18 protein-coding genes are annotated in these 20,911 nt (G+C 60.1%); 12 read left to right on the plus strand and 6 right to left on the minus strand.

Annotated elements, in window-relative coordinates:
• Nucleotides 1-433 precede the first annotated feature (433 nt).
• Nucleotides 434-2,560: a BCCT family transporter gene (locus FLM52_11195; GenBank protein ID NVN56347.1), complete on the plus strand. Its 2,127-nt coding sequence runs from the start codon at nucleotides 434-436 to the stop codon at nucleotides 2,558-2,560.
• Nucleotides 2,561-2,797: 237 nt separating this feature from the next.
• On the opposite strand, the gene FLM52_11200 is transcribed toward FLM52_11195, so the two are convergent.
• Entirely contained in the window at nucleotides 2,798-3,727 is a 930-nt protein-coding gene (locus FLM52_11200) for a LysR family transcriptional regulator (protein NVN56348.1), read from the minus strand.
• A 112-nt stretch (nucleotides 3,728-3,839) separates the two neighbouring features.
• Here FLM52_11200 and FLM52_11205 point away from each other — a divergent pair, with 112 nt between their 5' ends.
• The 3 genes from FLM52_11205 (at nucleotide 3,840) to FLM52_11215 (ending at nucleotide 7,716) form a co-directional block, all read left to right on the plus strand.
• A complete protein-coding gene (locus tag FLM52_11205) occupies nucleotides 3,840-4,721 on the plus strand; it encodes a hypothetical protein (GenBank protein NVN56349.1) in 882 nt (293 codons plus the stop codon).
• Nucleotides 4,722-4,848: 127 nt separating this feature from the next.
• Nucleotides 4,849-6,132, plus strand: a complete 1,284-nt coding sequence (locus tag FLM52_11210) for an aminopeptidase P family protein (protein ID NVN56350.1) — start codon at nucleotides 4,849-4,851, stop codon at nucleotides 6,130-6,132.
• Between the two features lie 96 nt (nucleotides 6,133-6,228).
• The gene (locus tag FLM52_11215) at nucleotides 6,229-7,716 is read left to right on the plus strand and encodes a CoA-acylating methylmalonate-semialdehyde dehydrogenase (protein NVN56351.1); all 1,488 of its coding nucleotides are present in this window, start codon (nucleotides 6,229-6,231) and stop codon (nucleotides 7,714-7,716) included.
• Between the two features lie 148 nt (nucleotides 7,717-7,864).
• Here FLM52_11215 and FLM52_11220 read toward each other — a convergent pair whose 3' ends face one another.
• The 5 genes from FLM52_11220 to FLM52_11240 form a co-directional block, all read right to left on the minus strand.
• The gene (locus tag FLM52_11220; GenBank protein ID NVN56352.1) at nucleotides 7,865-8,707 is read right to left on the minus strand and encodes an NAD+ synthetase; all 843 of its coding nucleotides are present in this window, start codon (nucleotides 8,705-8,707) and stop codon (nucleotides 7,865-7,867) included.
• Between the two features lie 259 nt (nucleotides 8,708-8,966).
• Nucleotides 8,967-9,848 (minus strand): glycine betaine ABC transporter substrate-binding protein, encoded by an 882-nt coding sequence (locus FLM52_11225; GenBank protein NVN56353.1) that lies wholly within the window; start codon nucleotides 9,846-9,848, stop codon nucleotides 8,967-8,969.
• Nucleotides 9,849-9,950: 102 nt separating this feature from the next.
• Nucleotides 9,951-10,682 (minus strand): ABC transporter permease, encoded by a 732-nt coding sequence (locus FLM52_11230; protein ID NVN56354.1) that lies wholly within the window; start codon nucleotides 10,680-10,682, stop codon nucleotides 9,951-9,953.
• Between the two features lie 4 nt (nucleotides 10,683-10,686).
• The gene (locus tag FLM52_11235) at nucleotides 10,687-11,868 is read right to left on the minus strand and encodes a betaine/proline/choline family ABC transporter ATP-binding protein (protein ID NVN56355.1); all 1,182 of its coding nucleotides are present in this window, start codon (nucleotides 11,866-11,868) and stop codon (nucleotides 10,687-10,689) included.
• A gap of 45 nt (nucleotides 11,869-11,913) precedes the next feature.
• The gene (locus FLM52_11240; protein ID NVN56356.1) at nucleotides 11,914-12,582 is read right to left on the minus strand and encodes an ABC transporter permease; all 669 of its coding nucleotides are present in this window, start codon (nucleotides 12,580-12,582) and stop codon (nucleotides 11,914-11,916) included.
• A gap of 440 nt (nucleotides 12,583-13,022) precedes the next feature.
• Between FLM52_11240 and FLM52_11245 the strand changes: the two genes are divergently transcribed.
• The 8 genes from FLM52_11245 (at nucleotide 13,023) to FLM52_11280 (ending at nucleotide 20,297) form a co-directional block, all read left to right on the plus strand.
• On the plus strand, nucleotides 13,023-14,048 hold the full coding sequence (locus tag FLM52_11245; protein ID NVN56357.1) for an ABC transporter substrate-binding protein: 1,026 nt from the start codon (nucleotides 13,023-13,025) through the stop codon (nucleotides 14,046-14,048).
• Complete coding sequence (locus tag FLM52_11250) at nucleotides 14,045-15,097, plus strand: iron ABC transporter permease (GenBank protein NVN56358.1); 1,053 nt, start codon at nucleotides 14,045-14,047, stop codon at nucleotides 15,095-15,097. Before FLM52_11245 ends, FLM52_11250 begins: the two co-directional genes overlap by 4 nt.
• Before the next feature lies 1 nt (nucleotide 15,098).
• A complete protein-coding gene (locus FLM52_11255; protein ID NVN56359.1) occupies nucleotides 15,099-15,950 on the plus strand; it encodes a heme ABC transporter ATP-binding protein in 852 nt (283 codons plus the stop codon).
• Complete coding sequence (locus FLM52_11260) at nucleotides 15,947-16,630, plus strand: methyltransferase (GenBank protein NVN56360.1); 684 nt, start codon at nucleotides 15,947-15,949, stop codon at nucleotides 16,628-16,630. The genes FLM52_11255 and FLM52_11260 overlap by 4 nt, the downstream gene beginning before the upstream one ends.
• A gap of 102 nt (nucleotides 16,631-16,732) precedes the next feature.
• A complete protein-coding gene (locus tag FLM52_11265) occupies nucleotides 16,733-18,727 on the plus strand; it encodes a TonB-dependent receptor (protein NVN56361.1) in 1,995 nt (664 codons plus the stop codon).
• 86 nt (nucleotides 18,728-18,813) lie between these two features.
• Nucleotides 18,814-19,446 (plus strand): PadR family transcriptional regulator, encoded by a 633-nt coding sequence (locus FLM52_11270; protein NVN56362.1) that lies wholly within the window; start codon nucleotides 18,814-18,816, stop codon nucleotides 19,444-19,446.
• Nucleotides 19,447-19,740: 294 nt separating this feature from the next.
• On the plus strand, nucleotides 19,741-20,019 hold the full coding sequence (locus FLM52_11275) for a ribbon-helix-helix protein, CopG family (protein NVN56363.1): 279 nt from the start codon (nucleotides 19,741-19,743) through the stop codon (nucleotides 20,017-20,019).
• Nucleotides 20,007-20,297: a type II toxin-antitoxin system RelE/ParE family toxin gene (locus FLM52_11280; GenBank protein ID NVN56364.1), complete on the plus strand. Its 291-nt coding sequence runs from the start codon at nucleotides 20,007-20,009 to the stop codon at nucleotides 20,295-20,297. Before FLM52_11275 ends, FLM52_11280 begins: the two co-directional genes overlap by 13 nt.
• Nucleotides 20,298-20,911 lie beyond the last annotated feature (614 nt).

Consider the following 20,911-nt stretch of genomic DNA (forward strand, 5'->3'; position numbering starts at 1 on the left):
GGAGCGCTCCATAACCAATATTAATGCAGGGAGTACAGGGCTCGCCCTACCACTTCATACCCTGCACTCACGAGCGTATTACCTGCTGCCTAGCAATATGTGAGTCACGACGTCACATCCTGACTTCCCACAGGATCAGCGCCCCATGCAGGGCACCCGTCGTCCAGCCTCTTCTCGTTTTTTGCGCTGGGACACAGCGTCAAGGTCAACGAAAAGCTCGTGCCAGGTGCCTCGAGACTCATGATGTCTGTGCCAGATCAATGATCTGACTTGCCATGCCAGCTCATCTACCAGTGACACAACCTGTTATCCAGAAGATCAATATCACGACGGCGACCCAGCCTCCTGACGCACTACCGGGCTGAAACGACAACTCAATGGTTTCGCCATATCGACTCCCCCTCCCCAACATTCCAGGAGCTTGAGATTGAGCATGACACCCAAGGATGACGACCCTCTAGCCACGCGCGATGAACCGCAAACGGAGCCAAGCAATCACCTCAACCATGCGGTGTTTCGGTATTCGCTGATCGCCATCGTGCTGCTCGTGGCGTATGCCATAGGCTTCACGGAACAGGCCACTGCCTTCTTTGGTGATTGCCTCGATTGGATCGGGAATACCTTCGGCTGGTATTACATGCTGGCCGTCACGCTCTATGTCATCTTCGTGGTCGGTATCGGCCTGTCACGCTTCGGACGCATTCGACTGGGGCCTGACCACTCGCGCCCCGAGTTCTCGACACTCTCCTGGGCGGCCATGCTGTTCGCTGCAGGTATCGGCGGCGCAATCCTCTTTTTCGTGGTATCCGAGCCACTGTCGCACTTTCTGACACCTCCAGGGGGCTCAGGCACGACAGAAGAGATGCAACGCCGAGCCATCGTGCAGACCTTCATGCACTGGGGGATTTCCGGCTGGGGAGTCTTTGTGGTGATGGGAATGGCGCTTGCCTATTTCAGCTATCGTCACCGATTGCCGCTTGCCATTCGCTCGACCCTGTTCCCGCTGCTTGGCAACCGTATCTACGGCCCCATTGGCAATGCAGTAGACATCACAGGGGTGCTGGCTACCGTTTTCGGGATCGCCACGGCACTCGGGATAGGCGTAATGCAGATGAACTACGGCCTGAACTATCTGTTCGGTGTCGACGAAGGACTGATCTCCCAGATCCTGATCATCATCATGGTCATCGTACTGGGTACGATGTCCGTGGTATCAGGTGTCGAAAAAGGCATCCGCCGCCTGTCGGAACTGAACCTGCTACTGGTCGGAGGACTGGTGCTGTTCGTGCTACTACAGGGGCCCACGTTACACCTTCTCAATGCATTGGTAACGAATGTAGGGGACTATGCGACCGCTTATCTAGGGTTGAGCTTCGAAACCTATGCCTACGCCCCCGATAAACAATCATGGTTCAACAGCTGGACCGTCTTCTTCTGGGGCTTCTGGATTTCCTGGGCTCCGTTCGTGGGTCTGTTCCTGGCTCGTATCTCCCGCGGTCGCACCATCCGCCAGTTTGTAGCTGGTGCGCTATTCATTCCCTTATCCTTCGTCATGATCATGATGAGTGTTTTCGGCAACTCGGCCATCGAGATGGTGCAATCCGGCGCGGTGGAGCTGGGCGAGCAGGCGCTCAATACACCGCAGACCAGCATCTACACCTTCCTGGAACAACTGCCCGGTGTCGGCTTTACCGCGAGCCTGCTGACATTGTTGAGCATCGTGTTCTTCGTGACATCTGCCGATTCCGGAGCACTGGTGCTCGCCAACTTTACCTACGTGCTGCGTGACGTGAACCACGACGCCCCCATACGTCTACGCATTCTCTGGTCCGTCCTCATTGGCGTGATTACCATCGCCCTTCTGATGGCAGGCGGCCTCAAAACCCTGCAAAGCGTCGCCGTGATCACGGCTCTCCCCTTCTCTGCTGTCATCTTCATGGTCATGATCAGCATGTACCGCGCGCTGAACATTGAAAACGAGAAAGCCGATGCCCGTCAGTTGACTTCTGCCGTCAGTGGGGAAGACATCGATTGGCGGGAGAGGCTCTCGCGCACTCTGGATGGCACGACACGTCATGGTGCCGCCAGCATACTCAAGCACTCCGTACGTCCCGCCCTGCAACAGCTTGCCAGTGAGCTGCAATCACACGGTCATCAGGCCTCGGTCACGAACCGGGACAGTGATGAGGTAGAGAACGGATGTCCAACGCTGCAAGTTGATTTTCCCGGGGCGCCCAGTTTCCTGTACCAGGTACGTCCATGCCGCATGCGCACCCCAAGTTTCCTGCCGGCAGATGATGATTACTATCTACGGCTGGATGTCCACCTCGCCGAAGGTGGTATCGGACAGGACCTCAATGGCTTCACACGCAATCAGGTCATTCACGATGTCTTGAATGAATACCAACGACACCTGCAATTCCTCAATCAAGTCGATAAAAACCTTGATCTGGCCAATATCCCGGCCGGGCACATGATGCAGGAGCCAGTCGATGAGGTTAGCCCTCAAACGACACAGGAGGCTCAATCTGCCACCGAACCGCTGGCAGAGCGTTCCTGATACTCGCGATCTCCTGATACGTGTTTCGCTAATACTTCCCCACGTTTGAATACGACACGGGCCCCTGACCGGGGGCCCGTGTCGTTTTTTGTGCGCGTAGATCCCATGATCTGGTGCAACACATGCGGCAGCGTCGTCTTCTGCTGCGAGGTATCGCGCCCCCTCGTACCGTGAATCGAGAAGACTTACCACCAGGACAGCAATGACATTGACGGCCTTATCAATCCGGCCCCGACGTCACCCTTTGACGTCAGCTATCTCTTGGCCTTCCTCCAATGTCTTGTGATTGCTTGCCACTAACGCTCCGACCTCTTCCAGCTTGCCCTTGCCGGTCACGATGGCTTCCAGATGATCGCAGAAGTCACTCAGCGCATCGCTGACATGGCCCGGCGAGCGATGAAGCTCGATCTCGACATGGCCAAGCGACGGCAAGCCTTCGTCATCGCCGACGATACGACAGCCAGAGGGCACGCTGCGTGGAGTCTTGACGGTCAGTGCCAGTCCGGCTTTCACCGGCAGGTTGATGCCTGTCGGTGACTGGCTTGAGTAACGCACATCCCACTGCCGATCATCCCGTCCCAAGGCGGCGAAGGCATGCGCGCGGAAAATGCAGCCTTCCGGATTGAGCGCGAGCGGCAGTACCTCCCAGTCTGCAAGCGATTGGTCCTCGGCGACCACCCACACCATACGTTCACGCCCTAGAAGTCGTCCGGTATGCGTCGGGCCGTGGCGCACTACCAGCACGGCATCCAGCAACCCTTCCTGAAAGTCTCTCACCAGTGATGCGCTGATCTTGCACGTCATTTCCAGCCGCACGTCAGGGTGATCTGCGGCGAAGCGCGACAGCAATTCAGGCAAGTAGGTACTGGCCTGCTCCTCGGAGGTGCCTAGTCGGATGAGTTCATTCTTGCGATCAACCCCGAGCACCTGACGCGCTTCATCCTGCAGCTTGAGAATGTGTCGCGCATAGGGGAGCAACCGTCCTCCCGACGCAGTGAGTTCTACCCGACGGCTGGTGCGGGACAACAGCGCCCCGCCCATCTGATCCTCCAGCCGCTTGATCTGCAGGCTGACAGCGGACTGGGTGCGGTGCAGCACCTTGCCCGCGGCACTGAACCCTTCACATTCGGCCACCGTGACAAAGGCACGAAGCAGGTCGGTATCCATGATCTATGAGCCCTCGCAATGCATTTTATCTTGACCATTCATTTCTATTATCAAAACACGCCCTCTAACCTATTCCTACGTTATTTATTGATCAGGTAACAGGAGCTGGGGCATGCACGCAATCGAACAGCAGGCCAGTGAGTCCTCTCTCGATGGGCTGATAGACCTTGAACATTATCCCATCCACCGACTGACAGAAGCGCGGGGTCGCGAACTGATGCGCCAATGTCGCGAACAGCTCGCGCAGGACGGCTGCGTCGTGTTGGAAGGTTTTGTGCCGCAGGAGGCACTGGCACGACTGGAACAGGAAACGGAACGGCTTTCACCGCTGGCTCACTACAACCAGACCGTCACCAACCCCTACAACAGCGACGGCGATGACTCACTACCCGCATCGCATCCGCGCAATCGCTTCGATGACCGCACCAACGGATTCGTGGCGGGCGACCGCATCGGCGCGGACACCCTGATTCGTCAGGTCTACTCGCATCCCGATTTTCAGCACTTCATCGCCAGCGTCGTGGGCATGGACGACATTCACCAATATGCCGACCCGCTCGCAGACCTGGTCGTCAACGTGTTGCGCGATGGTTGCCAGCACCCTTGGCACTACGACACCAACGAATTCATCGTCACCATGATGACCCGCAAATCCGATGCGGGCGGCCGCTTCGAATACGCTCCCGGAATCCGCAGCCCCGAGGGCGAAAACTTCGAGGGCGTCGAGAAAGTGCTCGATGGCGACCGCTCGCGCCTGACCGCCATCGATCTGAAGCCGGGCGATCTGCAGATCTTCTTCGGCCGCTACTCCCTGCATCGTGTTACCCCGGTTCGCGGTGAGCGTGAGCGCCATACCGTGATATTCGCCTACGCCAAGGAGCCCGGCTTCATCGGTCGCCCTGAGCGCGCCCAGCGAATCTTCGGCCGTATGGCACCTATCCACGAGCGTCTGCTCAAGGAAGGTATGCAGCGCAGCGACAACCTGGCGGACTGACACGTCCTGGCCCTGCGCGTCCTGTCTTGTGCCGGAGCCTCTCCCCAGAGTCTTTGATAGCGCCTGTGCCAGCCCTTTGCCCAACGCTTTTCCTGACATTTCACCTGACCGTGAGCCGAGACTATCCATGAGCATCGTCGATTTTGAACGCCTGACTGACAGTGAACCCGCAAGCTTCCCGATCGTGCCATCCGCGCCGATGGCCAATGGCGACAGCATCGCTACGGCATTCGACCCTGTTAAGCTGCGTAGCGGCCGTCTGGCTCGCCTGCGCGCCATGATGGCGGAACAGGGCTACGCCGCCGTGGTACTGTTTGATCCCAACAATCAGCGTTACGCCACCGGCTCGCGCAACATGTTCGGCTACTTCCTGCGCAACTCCACTCGCTACATTTACGTGCCTCTCGAGGGACCAGTGATCCTGTTCGAGTACCCCGGCAGCGCCCACATCTCGACCTGGCTGGAAACCATCGATGAATCGCGCACCTCCAAGGTGGTGTGGTCCGCCGTCAACCAGCGCGACAATCTCTCTAGCGACCCGTTCGGTATCGAGATTGCCCAGTTGATCGAGGAACATGGTGGCGGCAATCGCAAGGTCGGGCTGGACCGCTGCACCCTGAATCTGGCGCGCTCGCTGGAAGCGCAGGGGCTGGAAGTCTTCGACTGCATGCAGGACACCCTGCACTGTCGTCGACTCAAGACGCCTGAGGAAATTGCCTGCCTGGCCCAGTCAATGGCAGGAAGCGAGGCCGCGGTTGCCGCCGTGGAAGCCGCCATCAAGCCCGGCGTCACAGAGAATGAGTTGTTCGCCATCATGTACGGCGATGTCATCCGCCAGGGTGGTGAGTTCATCGAGACCCGCCTGTTGTCGTCAGGGCCACGCACCAATCCGTGGTTCAACGAGGCCAGCGACCGCGTGATTCGCCCCGGCGAGCTGGTCGCGCTGGATACCGACACCATCGGCTGCCATGGCTACTACTCCGACTTCTCACGCACCTTCCATGTCGGCCCGGGCCGCCCGACCGCCTATCAGCAGAGTCTCTACCAGATGGCGCACGAGCAGGTGCACCACAACATGTCGATCCTCAAGCCCGGCATCAGCTATCGCGAGATCGCCGAAAGAGCCTGGAAGATTCCCGAGCGTTTTCTCGACCGCCGTTACCCCTCGATCATCCACGGCGTCGGCATGCATGGCGAGACACCACTGGTCGCGCACCACATGGACTTTGATCGCTTCTCCAAAGATGGCGTGCTGGAGCCCGGCATGGTCGTCTCGGTAGAGAGCTATATCGGCGAAGTCGGTGCGGCCGATGGCGTCAAGCTGGAGGAAGAGGTGCTGATCACCGAGACCGGCATCGAGAAGATCTCACGCTATCCCTTCGATGAGGCACTGCTGGGGCGTCAATTCTGAGCACTGGTCAATCCAGGCTCACAGCAACCTCAAAACAAGAGAGCGACTATCTCTGCCACCTTCTCCACGACTGAACACAAGGCTGAAAACTGACCGATGGATACCCTGACTCACCTGATTGGCGGTGACGCCATGACTGGCGAACGCACTCTGGAAGTGCTCAATCCAGCTACCGCACAAGCCGTCCGCCGTCTGCCGCTGGCCGATGCCGCCATCGTGCAAGACGCGATAACCGCCGCCAAGGATGCCTTGCCCGCCTGGCGCGCCATGCCGCCCGCCAAGCGCGCTCAGGTCATGTATCGCTTCAAGACATTGCTGGAACGGGATGCGCAGGAAATCTGCGCCCTGATCAGTGAAGAGCACGGCAAGGTGCTCGACGATGCCATGGGCGAACTCAAGCGCGGCATCGAGAACGTCGAATATGCCTGCGGTGTGCCTGAGCTTCTCAAGGGCGAGTATTCCCACAATGCCGGGCCGAGCATCGACACCTGGTCCAACCATCAACCACTAGGCATCGTGGCCGGTGTCACACCGTTCAACTTCCCGGCCATGGTGCCGCTCTGGATGTTCCCCATGGCGCTGGCCTGTGGCAATGCCTTCATCCTCAAGCCGTCGGAGCAGAGCCCGTCGGCGGCCAACAAGATGGCCCACCTGCTTCACGAAGCCGGACTGCCAGCGGGGCTCTTCAGCGTGGTGCATGGTGATCGTGAAGCCGTTGAGGCGCTGATCGCAGCTCCGGAGGTCAAGGCGATGAGCTTCGTGGGCTCTACACCCGTGGCGCGGAGCCTCTACGAGGGTGGCACCCGACAGGGCAAGCGGATCCAGGCGCTGGGGGGCGCCAAGAATCACGCCGTGGTATTGCCGGACGCCGATCTCGACAATGCCGCCAGCACCTTGATCGGGGCCGCCTTCGGCAGCGCAGGCGAGCGCTGCATGGCCATCTCGGTGGCCGTCTGCGTGGGGGATGACACCGCGGATGCCCTGATCGAACGCCTCGCGCCTCAGGCCCGCGCCCTGAGCATCGGCCCGGGCACTGAACCCGGTCACGACATGGGCGCCCTAATCAATGCCTCGCAGCGCGACAAGGTCGCCGGCTATATCGAGGCAGGCGCCAGCGCTGGCGCCCAGCTGATCGTGGATGGCCGCACTCACCCGCTGGTCGAGGGCTCGCCCGGCTTCTTCATGGGTGCCACGCTGTTCGATCGCGTCACGCCGGACATGAGCATCTATCGTGACGAGATCTTCGGCCCGGTACTCTGCGTGGTGCGCGTGGCAAGCTTCGAAGACGCCATCGCGCTGATCAATGACCACCAGTACGGCAACGGCACCTGCCTCTTCACCCGCGATGGCGAGGCCGGGCGTCGCTTCGCCGACCAGATCGAGGTCGGCATGGTCGGCATCAATGTGCCCTTGCCGGTACCGGTAGCCTTCCACAGCTTCGGCGGCTGGAAGGACTCGCTGTTCGGTGACCTGCACGCTTATGGCCCTGATGCCGTGCGCTTCTATACTCGGCGCAAGAGCGTGTCCCAGCGCTGGCCTGAGCGCAGTGCACAGGAAGCGGCTCAGTTCAGCTTCCCATCCTGATCCGCGACTGAAAGACGCCCGCGACGCAAACAAGACGCCCGTGCCAGAACTCTGGCACGGGCGTCTTGTTGTTCGACAGGCTCACCTGAACTGCTGCTAGTCTTGCTCAGCATTTGCTATTCAATACTTATCGCTCAGCATCTGGCGCTCAGCGATAACCCAGCATCAGGTCACGGACCAGCGGTGTGTCGGCGTCGCGATGTGTTGGCAGCTCGAAACGGGCCTTGGCGATCGCGGTACGCGAAAGCTCGGCATGTATCAGCATCTCGCGGTCTTCCGCCTGGGCCAGCGTTTCCCCGCGCGGGCCAAGAATTCGCGACCCGCCCCAGAAATGACTGCCGCCTTCCGGCCCGAAGCGATTGGCCATGATGACCGGCGTGCCGTAGGTCATGGCGTAGAACTGGAGGTTGATCGCCCAGTTCTGTTCGTTGGAGAAATCATCGCTGACGATGCCCGAGGCCGAATTGATCGGCGCACACAGCACGGTAGGACGCGCGAGCATGGCGGCGTGAACTAGTCCCGGATTCCACAGGTCGGCACAGATCAGTGAGGTGGCCGACCAGCCTTCGCGCACATCGTTCTTGGTCAGATCGCTGCCGTGGGTGAACAGCTTGCCCTCCTCCAGCCCACCGTAGGTCGGCAGATTCAGCTTGCGATGCACAGCTTGCAGCGCGCCGTGCTGCAGAATCGCCAGGGCGTTGTAGTACTCCCCAGGGCTGGCTTCTTCGACAAAGCCGACCACCAGCTGCATGTCGCCTGCGGCACGCGCGAGCATCAACAAACGCGGGTCATGCGGCGGAAAGGCCAGATCAATGACCCGGCTGCCCATGCCATAGCCCGTCAGCGACAGCTCCGGGAAGACCAGCAGGTCCAGATCAACATCTCGCGCCTGATGGATGATGTCGAGATGACGTTCCAGGTTGGCCTCAATATCGCCAAGGATAGCGTTGATCTGGGCCGCGCCAACGCGCAGGTGATCTTGATGGTGCATGGGCAAGTCTCGCAGTAAGAGGAAGAAAGGGAATGCCAAGTCAGCAGGAATGGAAAATGCCACGCAGAATGTCAGGCAAGGTTCGCGTGTTCAAGCAGACGGCCCCTCACTGAGCACCAGCCAGGCATCGGTACTGATCGACGTTTCAGCGAAGGATGCGACACGTCATCCAGAGACGACAAGACCGCCCTCAGGCGGTCTTGTCGTCTCTGGCGTAGCGCCTGAGCCCCACTATCGGACAATCAGGCGTCCCTCGTGATCACTTGAAACCGTTCTCACTCAGGAAGGTCTCGGCGACCTGCTCGATGGTCTTCTTCTCGACATCGACCTGGGCGTTAAGGCTCGCCATGGTGTCGTCATTGAGCTTGGCGGACAACGCATTCATCTGCGACTCGAGTTCCGGGTTGGCCTTGAGCGACTCCTCACGCACCACCGGCGTCAGGGCGTAGGCCGGGAAGTAGCCCTTGTCGTCCTTGAGCACCGTGAAATCGAAGGCCGGAATGCGTCCATCGGTGGCGAATACCAGGCCGACATCGACCTGACCATCCCGCAGTGCCTGATAGACCAGGCCGGAATCCATGCGCTTGACGTCGGCGCGCCCGACACGGAAGTCATAGGCCTTCTGCAGGGGACGCCAGCCATCATCACGCGCGTAGAATTCAGCGTTCAGCGCGAAGGACAGCCCCTCGTCGTCATTGACCGCCTGCGCGAGGTCAGACAGTGAAGCAATACCGCGCTTCTGGGCATCCGCCTCACGCATCGCCAGTGCGTAGGTGTTGTTGGCGGCAGACGGTTCCAGCCACACCAGCCCTTTCTCGCCATCCAGCTCCTTGACGCGGGCATAGGTGTCTTCCGGGCTCAGGCGCTCACTGACATCGTTGTAGTTGATCAGCGAGGTGCCGGTGTATTCCCAGTAGAGGTCGATCTGTCCATTTTCCTGCGCCTGACGCAGGACGGCGGAGCCCATGCCGGAGCGCTCTTCCACTTCATATCCGAGGCCTTCCAGATACTGACTCGTCATGCTGGCGAGGATCTGTTGTTCGGTGAAGTTCTTGCCACCCACCACAATCTCGTCAGCCTGCGCCGTGGAAAGTGATGCGGCCAGTGCCGCGCCGGTCAGCAGAGTCGTCAAGGTCTTCATGGTGTTCTCCTATCCCGTGAAAGTTCGGTTCAGCCGGTTGTTGTTGTCCAGATAGTGCAGTCTCTCACCACGCGCCGAGCGAAGCGACGCGTGGAGATTCGTTCATGCCCGTGCCGGATTGACGCCTCGCGGTACTACCAGAAATGCCACGAAAGCCACCAGCATATCCACCCCGATCGCCAGTAGCGCCGTGGGAATCGCACCCGACAACATCATGATGGGGTCATAGAGGTCGATCCCGGTGAAGATCAGCTCCCCAAGCCCACCGGCACCGATCAGGAACGCCAGCGGTACCGTGCCGACATTGATGGCCAGCGCAGTTCGGACTCCGGCAAACATCACATACAGCGCATTGGGTAACTCGACCCGCACCAGACGCTGGAGTGGCGACATGCCGATCCCGGCTGCCGCTTCCTTCAAGGCCGGAGACACGCCCTTGAGCCCCGTGTAGGTATTGCGGGTAATGGGCAGCAGAGTGGCGACGAACAACCCGAAGACTGCCGGTACGGTACCAATGCCCAGAAAGCTCATCGACAGGGCCAGTACCGCCAACGTCGGGATGGTGGTCCCCACATTGAGCACCTGCATGGCGGACTCAGCGAAACGCGCCATGCTGGGCCGCGACAACAGGATACCCAGCGGGACGGCGACCAGGATCGCCAATCCGCCAGACATCGCCGTCAACCAGAGGTGCTGTACCGCCAGGTACTGGATGTCCGGTATGTAGAAGAGGAACTCTTCGATCACGCCGCTGGACTGACTCCAGACGCCGGCCAGGAAGATCGCGACCACAGCCACCAGCCGCAGCAAGCCCGTGAAATTCAATGTCGGCATGGGCTTACTCCTTGTGCAGCGCGGTCGCGGACATCTCACCCTGCTGACCCGCCGCTTTCCCGCCGGCATGCGTTCGATAGCGCGAGCCCAGATGGTGGGTAATGGCGCGCTGAGTGATCTGACCGACGATTCGCCCATCGTCGTCGACGCACGGAATCCAGGTCATGTCATTGGCAAACATCAGCGAAGCTACCTTGCGCAGGTCATCCTCCAGGCTGACCACGACCGGCACGCTCTGGAAGTGATCACGGCAATGGCCCTTGGAGGTGCGAGCGATGGCGGCACTGATGATGCCGACCGGCTGGCGCTTGTCGTTCACCATCACGATGCTGTTCTGGTAGCCGTAGGCCTCGATGCGCTCGAGCGCCGTGGTCAGAGTGTCATCCGGCGTGACCATGCCAATTTCATCACTGGCCAGGTCGCGCACCTTGACCAGATTGAGGCGCTTCAAGGCACGATCTTCGCCCAGGAAGGATTCGACGAAGTCGTTCTTCGGCGCAGCCAGCAATTCATCGGGCGATGAATACTGTACCAGCTTGCCCCCGCGGAAGATGGCAATACGATCGCCCATCTTGATCGCTTCATCAATGTCGTGGCTCACGAACATGATGGTCTTCTTGAGGTCCTGCTGCATCTTGAGGAACTCATCCTGGATCACCGCGCGATTGATGGGGTCGATAGCACCGAAGGGTTCATCCATCAGCATCACGGGCGGGTCCGCCGCCAGGGCACGCGCAACGCCGATGCGCTGCTGCTGGCCACCGGACAGCTCACTCGGGTAGCGCTTGAGAAAGGCATCGGGCTCGAGGGCGATCATGCGCATCAGCTCACGGGCACGCTCGCGGTAGCGCGCCTTGTCCCAGCCCAGCAGCTTGGGCACCACCGTGATGTTTTCCTCGATGGTCATGTTCGGGAACAGGCCGATCTGCTGGATCACGTAGCCGATGTTGCGGCGCAGCTCCTGGGTATCGAGATTGGTGGTGTCTTCCCCGTTGATCAGTACTCGCCCCGAGGTCGGGCGAATGATGCGGTTGATCATCTTGAGGCTGGTGGTCTTGCCGCAGCCGGAGGGGCCAAGCAGGATGCAGATTTCACCGCTCGGGACCTTCATGCTGATCTGGTCGGCCGCTGTCACGGCGCCTTTCGGGGTATCGAAGACTTTTGTCAGGTTGTCAAGCTCAATCATCAAGAGTTCCTTGTCGTGTTGGCAGGTTTGCGCGCAGATGACGCGTCAAGCGGCGGCCGCTGTCGTGCGGTCCATGCCCTTGGGCGTCAGGCGCTTCTGCAGCGCCAACAATGCATAGTCGACGAGGATGGCCAGTACGCTGACCGCCACCGCCCCGACAATCAGTTGCCGAGGATCAGACTGGGAAATCCCTCGACTGATGAAGGTGCCAAGCCCCCCGGCACCGATATAGGCCGCAATCGCCATCACCCCGATATTCAGCACCACGGCGGTGCGCACACCGGCCATGATGATCGGCACGGCCAGGGGAATCTCCACCATCCACAGACGCTGATTCTGGCTCATGCCCACCCCTCTGGCGGCTTCGCGCAGCGCCGGGTCGACATTGTTGATCGCGGTATAGGTGTTGCGAATGATCGGCAGCTGCGAATACAGCAGTACGGCGATCACGGCCGGCAGATAGCCGATGCCCTGCCCGATCAACGACAGGATCGGAATCATGATGCCGAACAGCGCGATGGAGGGGATCGTCACGATGATCGAGGCGATATACAGCACGGTCTTGGCGGCTCGCTCGTTCTTGGTGATCGCGATACCGATGGGCACGCCCGTCAGGGTGGCGATGCCCACCGCCACCCCGACCAGCGAGATGTGCTCAAGCGTGCGTGTAGTCAAGAGCTCCAGATTGTCCAGAGCATACTGGATCAGTTCCAAGCGGGATCTCCTTGCTTCTATTGTGTCCTGTTCGGCACGGCAGGCTTGAGCCGGCGTCACGGGGGTCAGGGCAGGTATATCATCACGCGAAGTCGCTGAGATGCCGAAACGGAAACCTGCTTAGCTTAGCAAAGCGAGATAGCAGTTATTTATTGATTTGGATGAGAATGCAAAATGCCAGTTATCAATAACAGTGATCCTCCCTGCGCCACGCGCGCCCGAGAGCACGACTGACTCACTGACGACAGGTATCACTGATTCGCTCTGCAGGTTTGGGGCCAATTCGTCACCACTATCCGCCTTGTAATCGGCAATGGTAACAAGAAAGTCAAAACAATTTGTAAATCATCTATTTAGCATGTGCAGGCAGGCCCTGGGCGCAGCGGAACGACACACGATATTCCACTAATGCACACTGGAGAGTATGCCGGGCAGAGCTGATGGCAGTGAGCGTCGGCAATGCGAGCCGCAGTGAAACTGAGGGCTCGCCATTTCAGTCACATACCGCTAGACCATCAAACACTAATGATATAGATTATCATTCAAATTATCGTAAGATATTTAACTATCTGCGTCGCCACTCGGGGGATACCGCCACCATGCGCATTATCTTGAATACGGCACCAGTTCATCGATGGTGCCTGGCATTGACTCTGGCATCGGCACTGGCCATTCCTCACCTCTCTCACGCGGCTTCCCGCATTGCCGTGTTGGACCCCGGCCATGCAGAGATCATCGTCGCGCTCGGCGAAGAGGAAAGACTCGTTCTGGTACCGCAGGACCCCACTCTCGCCGAGGGGTTGCAGGGAGCGGAGCGCTTCCATCGTCAGCCTTCCATCGAGGGGCTGCTCGCCCATGACCCCGACCTGCTGGTTGGCGGCAATCCCCAACGGGACGCCAATATCATGGAGCAGGCAGAACGACTGAGCATCCCCCACGTGATGCTGGATCGCACCCTGCCCGCCGTCGAACGAGTGAATAGGCTCGCAGCGCTGATCGAGCAACCAGAGCGTGGCCAGGCCTTGATAACGCGTATACAAGCCGGCTATGCCAGCGCCGAGGCCTTGAGCGAGACAGGTGCCGCACCGCGCCTGCTGCATATCTCCAGCGCCGGAGCCGGTACAAGTGGCACCGTCACGGGAGCAGGCGCCGCCACCTCTGCCGATGCCCTGATCCGACGTGCTGGCGCCATCAATGTCGGTGCCGAGGCCGGACTTGACCGCTATCAGACCCTCAGTGCCGAAGGGGTGATGGCCATGGCACCCGACGCCGTACTGGTATCGGAGCTCGAGCTAGCGGCGCTCGGTGGCAAGCAAGGCGTCTGGACCAAGGTCCCGGGGCTTGCGCACACACCGGCGGCCCGTGAGCAGCGCCTGATCGTGTTGGATCACGCCGCCATCAAGTTCGATGGGGCCAGCAGCGGCCTTGCCACCCATTCTCTCGCCGAGGCGCTGTACGCCCCATGACGGATCTCACCTCAGGACTGGCCTTGCGGCGACCTGCTCTCACCCAACGCCTCTATCCGGGCCTGGCACTCGCGGCACTGGCGGGGCTGGGCATCAGCCTCACGACAGGCGTGATATCCCTGCCGCTCAATGAGGTGCTGTCTGCACTGACCGCCCCCTGGGCTGACGACGCCAACCACGCGCTTGCTCACGCCGTGCTGTGGGAGCTTCGTCTGCCGCGCGCCCTGATGGCCTTGCTGATCGGTGCCGCTCTGGCCGTGGCCGGCGCCGCCATGCAGGGACTCTTCGGCAACCCACTGGCGGACCCGGGCATCGTCGGCGTCAGCAGCGGCGCCTCTCTCGGGGCCGTGATGATCATCGTGTTGCGCATCGATACGCTGGGCGCCTGGACGCTACCCGTCGGTGCCTTCTGCAGTGGCTTCGTCACCACCTGGTTGATCTACCTGCTGGCCAGGCCCGCCAGCAACGGCGGTGACAATTCGCGCTTGCTGTTGATCGGGATCGCCATCAATGCCGTTGCCGGCGCATTGACCGGCTACCTCACCTATCTGGCCAGTGTCGAGCAGCTGGAAAGCCTGATGTTCTGGTCAATGGGATCATTGGCGCGTGTCTCCTGGCTGCCGGTCATGACCATCGCACCACTCACGCTGCTGGGTCTGCTGCTGTTGCGGCGTCAGGCCGTGCCACTGGACCTGCTCGCCCTCGGCGAACGCCAGGCCCGCCATGCCGGTGTCGATGTCAAACGTCTGCGACTCAAGCTCATTACCCTGACCGCGTTGCTGACAGCCGCCGCCGTCGCCTTCGCCGGCACCATCGGCTTCATCGGGCTGGTCGTTCCTCACCTCATGCGCACCCTGATTGGCCCCGGCCACCGCCATCTCTTGCCTTTGAGCGCTCTGGGCGGCGGAATTCTCTTGATGCTGGCCGACCTGGGGGCCCGCAGCCTGGACCCGCCCAACGAGATTCCCATCGGAATCCTGACCGCCACACTCGGTGGCCCCTTCTTCCTGTGGCTGGTCGCCAGACGACGCGGACCGGAGGCGAACTGACATGTTGAATCTGCATGAGGTATCACTGACGCTCAATGGCACCCAGCTGTTGGAAGACATCACGCTAGCCTGCCCAGCCGGCAGCCTGACGGCTCTGATCGGCCCCAATGGCGCAGGCAAATCGACCCTGCTGGGGCTGATGGCCGGTGATCGTCTCCCAAGCCAGGGCGAACTGAGACTGCAAGGCCGCTCCATCGCGGAGTACAGCATTCGCGACCTTGCCGCCAGGCGCGCCGTGATGCCACAGGACAACGTGCTGCGCTTCGCCTATCGAGTCGATGAAGTCGTCGCCATGGGACGCGCCCTGCGCGACCTCCCGCCGAACGAGGATGACGCCTGTATCGCGAAGGCCATGGCCGATGTGGAAATCCAGCATCTGGCCAGTCGCGATGCCATGACCCTGTCCGGCGGCGAACAGGCACGCACCACTTTTGCCCGAGTGCGTGTCCAGGAGGCGTCACTGCTGTTGCTCGATGAGCCGACCGCGGCGCTTGATCTTCGCCATCAGGAGCGCCTCCTGCAATTGGCCGTCCAGTGGGCTTCACGCGGTCACTGCGTGGTCGCCGTGATGCATGACCTGAATCTCGCAGCGGCTCATGCCGACCGACTGGTCCTGCTCGATCAAGGCCGACTGGTCGCGCAGGGCACACCCTGGCAGGTACTGGAACAACAGCGTCTGTCCCGCGTCTACCGCCAGCCCGTCTGCGTGATGTCACACCCTCACCGTCATTGCCCGGTGGTCGTCACCACCCACTACGCTCACGCCCCGCATGACGCTCTTGAACCCCATGAGCCTCTTGGGTTGCATGACTTTCCCAACCCCCAGGCATCTCCTGAAAAGGCCTCCTCATGACCGACACCCTGAATCGCGCCAACGTGATGCACACCCTCGAACGAGAACACGCCCTGGCACGCCACCAGGCGGAGACACGCCGCCAGGAACGCGAGGCCCGTGCAGCCAGCGGTGACAGTGGCGCCGCGGTGCGCCGCTCCCGGAAAGACTTCCGCGACGCCAATCACTTTCAACATGCCTACCTGTCCATCGACCCGGCCCAGGGCGCATTGCTGTACATGCTGGCGCGCGCCGCCAAGGCGCGTCACTTCGTCGAGTTCGGCAGCTCCTTCGGTATCTCCACCCTCTATCTGGCCGCGGCTGCCGAAGACAATGACGGCCAGGTGGTCGGCAGCGAGTACTACGCCAACAAGCGAGAGCACGCTTTGAACAACCTGCGTGATGCCGGCCTTGAGCATCGCGTCGACATCCGCCTCGGGAATGCGATGGAAACCCTCGCGGAGATAGGCAACAGCATCGACTTCCTGTTTCTCGATGGCGAAAAGTCGCTCTACCTCCCTGTACTGGCCCTGCTGAAACCCCGCCTGGCACCCGGCGCCTTCGTGGTCGCCGACAATCTGGATCACTTCGAAGGCGTCCCGGGGGATTTCCGTTACGAGATACAGAACACCGAGGGCTTCACATCACGCCTGATCCCCTTCGGCAAAGGCATGCTCAGCGTTTCACGCTATCAGGATTGACCCCCTGCGCAGTCCGAGCCGGCCCACAAGAAGGCCGGCCATCCAACACCGTACCCCGTGACTCCCTGAAACCAACAATGATCAAGGGACCCCACACTCATCATGAACCAGCCCCATACGCTCACCGTCAGCTCTCGTCGGCTTGCCGCCAGTTGCGCCTCACTGTGCTGTCTCGCTGGCAGCGTTCAGGCACAGGAGACCCTCGAATCGCTCGAGACCATGACTGTTACCTCGGCTTCCGCGTCCGGCTACGCCGTGGACCCCATGAATGCTCCCGCCAGCATTACGGTCGTCACTCGCGATCAGCTGGAGGGCAAGTCATACCGAGACATCAGCGAAGCGCTCCAGGATGTGCCTGGCGTCTACGTGGACGATGGTCCTTCCAGCAAGGGAGGCACAGGTGAGATCTCGATTCGCGGTCTGGATGCCAAGTACACCCTCATCCTGGTCGATGGCATCCCCCAGGGCTCCCAGCAGGCGTATTACAACGGCTATGGCTCAGGTGCCGAGTTCGGCTGGCTGCCCCCCATCTCGGCCATCGAACGTATTGAGGTAATTCGCGGCCCGATGTCGACCCTGTACGGCTCTGATGCATTGGGCGGGGTCATCAATGTCATTACCCGCCCCACCGCCCGTGACTGGAGCGGCTCACTGAATCTCGACACTCTGATCCAGGAAGACTCCGATTCCGGCAACCGTCAGAAAGCCCAGTTCCGCGTCAGCGGGCCCCTGATCGAGAACCGACTAGCCGCGACGATCACCGGCTCCACCCTGCAGCGTGATGAAGACCATCGCGAAGGTGGCTACAGCGACTATGAGCGCCACGACCTGAATGCCAAGCTGGACTGGACCCCCGACTCCGATAACCGGCTTTCGCTGGAAGTCGGCCGAGGGACCCAGGACACCCTGGCCGATGCCGAACGCACGGGTAGCGATCACGATCTGGAAACCGAACGCCAACACCAGACCCTGCGGCATACCCACGAATGGGGAAATGGGCTGACCACTCGCAGCTATCTGCAACGTGAAACGCTTGAGCAGGATGACAGTAGCTATCACTCCACCTACGAACGCGTGACGGCCAACAGTGCCACCGTGATGTCCTTCGGCGCTCACCTACTGACACTAGGTGCCCAGTACCGGGAGCAGAGCACGGAAAACCCGGGGCGTGGCTTCGGCGAGGAGAATCTCGAGCGCTGGGACATGGCATTGTTCGCCGAGGATGAGTGGTTCCTGACCGAGCGTTTCGCCCTGACGACCGGTGTGCGCTGGGTCGATGACGAGAATTACGGTGACGAGATCGTGCCGCGACTGTACGGCGTCTATACCGCCACACCGCAGCTGACCTTCAAGGGTGGCGTGAGTGCGGGTTACCGAACCCCGGATCTGAAGGAAGGTGATTCCAACTGGATAGAGGGTGGCGGCGGGCCTGGTTGCCCAGACTGCCGCAATGTCGGCAACTCCGACCTTGAGCCCGAAAAGAGCACCACCTATGAACTCGCTGCCCTATGGCAAGGCGATGACGGGCTGAGTGCAGGCGCGACGCTCTACCACACCGATTATCGGGACAAGATCGAATCCCCCGTGATCTGCGATACGCGCGAGGGGGATGCCAGCTGCCTGTATCAGGGCGATGACTACACCGCGATCTACCAATACATCAATGTCGACAAGGCCACTGTCAATGGGGTCGAACTGAACCTGGGAATGCCGTTGGGTGAAAGTGTCGACCTGCGCGCCACCTATAGCTTCACTGACAGCGAACAGCGCAGCGGCGACAATCAGGGATTGCCGCTCAATGATCAGCCTCGTCACCGTGCGACCCTGGGGCTGGACTGGCAAGCCTCTCCCCGAACGCGAGTCTGGTCCCAGGCTCGCTACAAGGGAGAGGCAGAGCAGGTGGCCGCCAGAAACGGGCTGAGCGATGCCTACCAGAGCTATACCCTGGTGGATGTCGGTGTCCGTCATCAATTGAATTCGACCGTCACACTCTATGGTGGCATCTACAACCTGTTCGACAAGACCATCGATCAGGATACCTATGGCACGGTGTTGGATGGCCGGCGCTTCAATACCGGGCTACAGGTACAATTCTGATGCTCGGGCACCAATGTGGCCCAAAGGCGTCTTACACCCTGTAGCACCGAGCAGCGGATGGCCCTGACTGCCATCCACTACTTCTCATGACAGCGCGCCGCGCACTCTTTTCTTCACCCAAAGGCGTCTCGATGCTCCCTCCGGTTGACTCTGATCACGGCTCTACTCAGCCACCCTCTGACGTACCCAATGCCTTGCCACTGGGAATGCCGGCGACACGCAAGCTGTCTGCCCATGACCTGGGCCTGGTGGCCATCGCCCTGCTCGACGCGGAGAAAAGCTTCGGCAGTCAGCTAGGGGATCGCATCGAGGCGCTCTCCAATGGCTTCTATCGCCCGAGCCCCGGCATGCTCTATCCGGTGCTCGGGCGTCTCGCCGAGCAGGGGCTGATCACGCAACAACGTGAAGGCCGCCGCAAGTACTACAGTCTGACCCCGGAAGGCAGCCGCTATCTGGCGACACAACGCACCAGTGCGCAACGCGTCATATCCCGACTGGACTCGGCAGGCCGCAAGCTCAACGCCCTTTTCGCTGACTTGCGTCACAACCTCGCGGACGACGCGCAGGCCATGCCGCTGGCACAGGAGCTGCTGACTGCGCGGATGGACATGAAGGCAGCCTTGCATGAAAGCCGCGGCGCCTCACCTGAAGCACAGCGACGTATCTTGAGACTGTTGCAGGAAACTACCGAGCGGATTCGTCAGGAAAGTCGCCAATAGCCCCGGGAGACACAAGAGCATCAGGCAGCTTGGCGTCGAGAGCCCAATTGTAGAGGGTTGTTGCGGTGACGCCTTCCTGTTCGGCCAATTCCGGGATGGTCATGCTCATAGGCGGCGCCATCTTCTTGAGGATGGCTTCCTTACGCTCTGTGGAATAACGCACGTTGATCACCTCTCACTCTGTTTAGGTGACAACTACGCTGGCAGATAGGGCCTGGAAGGCCTGGCCATCGACAGACCGGCAGACCTGACCTATGATAGTCACAGGTATTACCTATAACTACGGAGGTCATCATGGCAACACCAACATCCATCAAGCTCGATGACGATCTGAAAGGGCGGATCCAGCATCTGTCCGATATTCGTAGGCGCTCAGCGCACTGGCTCATGCGTGAAGCAATCGAACAGTACGTGGAGCGCGAGGAAAGGCGAGAAAGCTTCAGAAGGGACACGATCAAGGCTTGGGAGGATTACCAGGCTACCGGCTTGCACGCGACCGCTGGCGAAGTAGAGAAGTGGCTGGCCAGCTGGGGAACGGATGACGAGGTACTGGTTCCGACATGTCACAAGTGATCTTCGCCCCGGCAGCGATCAGGGACCTAGAGCGGCTGCGCGAGTTTCTGCGGCCCAAGAACTCCACAGCGGCGGAGCGGGCCGCTAAAGCCATTATCCAAGGCGTCCAGGCGCTCGGAGAACTGCCGCATATTGGCCGCCCCATTGAGGATATGCCTGAGGAGTTCCGGGACTGGCTGATAGACTTTGGTGATAGCGGCTACGTCGCACGATACCGCATTGATGGTGACACCGTTGTGGTGTTGGCCATCCGTCACCAGAAAGAAACCGGCTTCTAATTTCTCGTGCGCACGAACAAACACCCCCACCTGATTCAATCAATATCACGCCTTCAATGATCCTCATCAGGGTCATTTTTTGGGCTCTTCGACGCCAGGTGTGGAATTGGTGCCTTGGAATAATCCAGAGTATGGGCCCTCGAACAGACTGGCGACGACATATCGACCAGGTTGTGAGGCACTGGTACTCAGGCATGATGAACATACGTCTGGCAGGCATGAAGGGTCTCTTTCAGACTGTTAGATCTCGGGCTTGGGGCTACCGAACGAAAGCAATTTCATTGCGATGCCTTACCTGATTGACAGCTCCGAAGGGCGCTTGCTGGATGAGGACAAATCCACATGAAACGTCGAAGAGCCCGTTATAACCCCCATTTAAAATCATAAATAACGCAACAATAAACAATGCAATCCTGGCGATTTTATTTCCCTTAACGCACCTTGATGCCTTACACTAACTACCAAATTTCTCTACTCCAATCTCTTTCACCAACCCCCGAACGCGGAAATTTCCGGCTAGCCCCTTGGGTTTGGCCTCCCGATCACGCTGCCCTCATAACCTGTTGTTCAATAACAGAAAATCGGTAGCTTTTGCCGGATGGCAAGGAACGCCC

The organism is bacterium Scap17 (assembly GCA_013376735.1).
Lineage (GTDB): Bacteria > Pseudomonadota > Gammaproteobacteria > Pseudomonadales > Halomonadaceae > Cobetia.

Coding starts and splice junctions, on each gene's coding strand:
- FLM52_11245 (NVN56357.1), top strand. CDS start 13,023: ATGGCAGTGAGCGTCGGCAATGCGAGCCGCAGTGAAACTGAGGGCTCG.
- FLM52_11265 (NVN56361.1), top strand. CDS start 16,733: ATGAACCAGCCCCATACGCTCACCGTCAGCTCTCGTCGGCTTGCCGCC.
- FLM52_11260 (NVN56360.1), top strand. CDS start 15,947: ATGACCGACACCCTGAATCGCGCCAACGTGATGCACACCCTCGAACGA.
- FLM52_11235 (NVN56355.1), bottom strand. CDS start 11,868: ATGATTGAGCTTGACAACCTGACAAAAGTCTTCGATACCCCGAAAGGC.
- FLM52_11195 (NVN56347.1), top strand. CDS start 434: ATGACACCCAAGGATGACGACCCTCTAGCCACGCGCGATGAACCGCAA.
- FLM52_11225 (NVN56353.1), bottom strand. CDS start 9,848: ATGAAGACCTTGACGACTCTGCTGACCGGCGCGGCACTGGCCGCATCA.
- FLM52_11215 (NVN56351.1), top strand. CDS start 6,229: ATGGATACCCTGACTCACCTGATTGGCGGTGACGCCATGACTGGCGAA.
- FLM52_11200 (NVN56348.1), bottom strand. CDS start 3,727: ATGGATACCGACCTGCTTCGTGCCTTTGTCACGGTGGCCGAATGTGAA.
- FLM52_11230 (NVN56354.1), bottom strand. CDS start 10,682: ATGCCGACATTGAATTTCACGGGCTTGCTGCGGCTGGTGGCTGTGGTC.
- FLM52_11255 (NVN56359.1), top strand. CDS start 15,099: ATGTTGAATCTGCATGAGGTATCACTGACGCTCAATGGCACCCAGCTG.
- FLM52_11280 (NVN56364.1), top strand. CDS start 20,007: ATGTCACAAGTGATCTTCGCCCCGGCAGCGATCAGGGACCTAGAGCGG.
- FLM52_11250 (NVN56358.1), top strand. CDS start 14,045: ATGACGGATCTCACCTCAGGACTGGCCTTGCGGCGACCTGCTCTCACC.
- FLM52_11205 (NVN56349.1), top strand. CDS start 3,840: ATGCACGCAATCGAACAGCAGGCCAGTGAGTCCTCTCTCGATGGGCTG.
- FLM52_11270 (NVN56362.1), top strand. CDS start 18,814: ATGACAGCGCGCCGCGCACTCTTTTCTTCACCCAAAGGCGTCTCGATG.
- FLM52_11210 (NVN56350.1), top strand. CDS start 4,849: ATGAGCATCGTCGATTTTGAACGCCTGACTGACAGTGAACCCGCAAGC.
- FLM52_11275 (NVN56363.1), top strand. CDS start 19,741: ATGGCAACACCAACATCCATCAAGCTCGATGACGATCTGAAAGGGCGG.
- FLM52_11220 (NVN56352.1), bottom strand. CDS start 8,707: ATGCACCATCAAGATCACCTGCGCGTTGGCGCGGCCCAGATCAACGCT.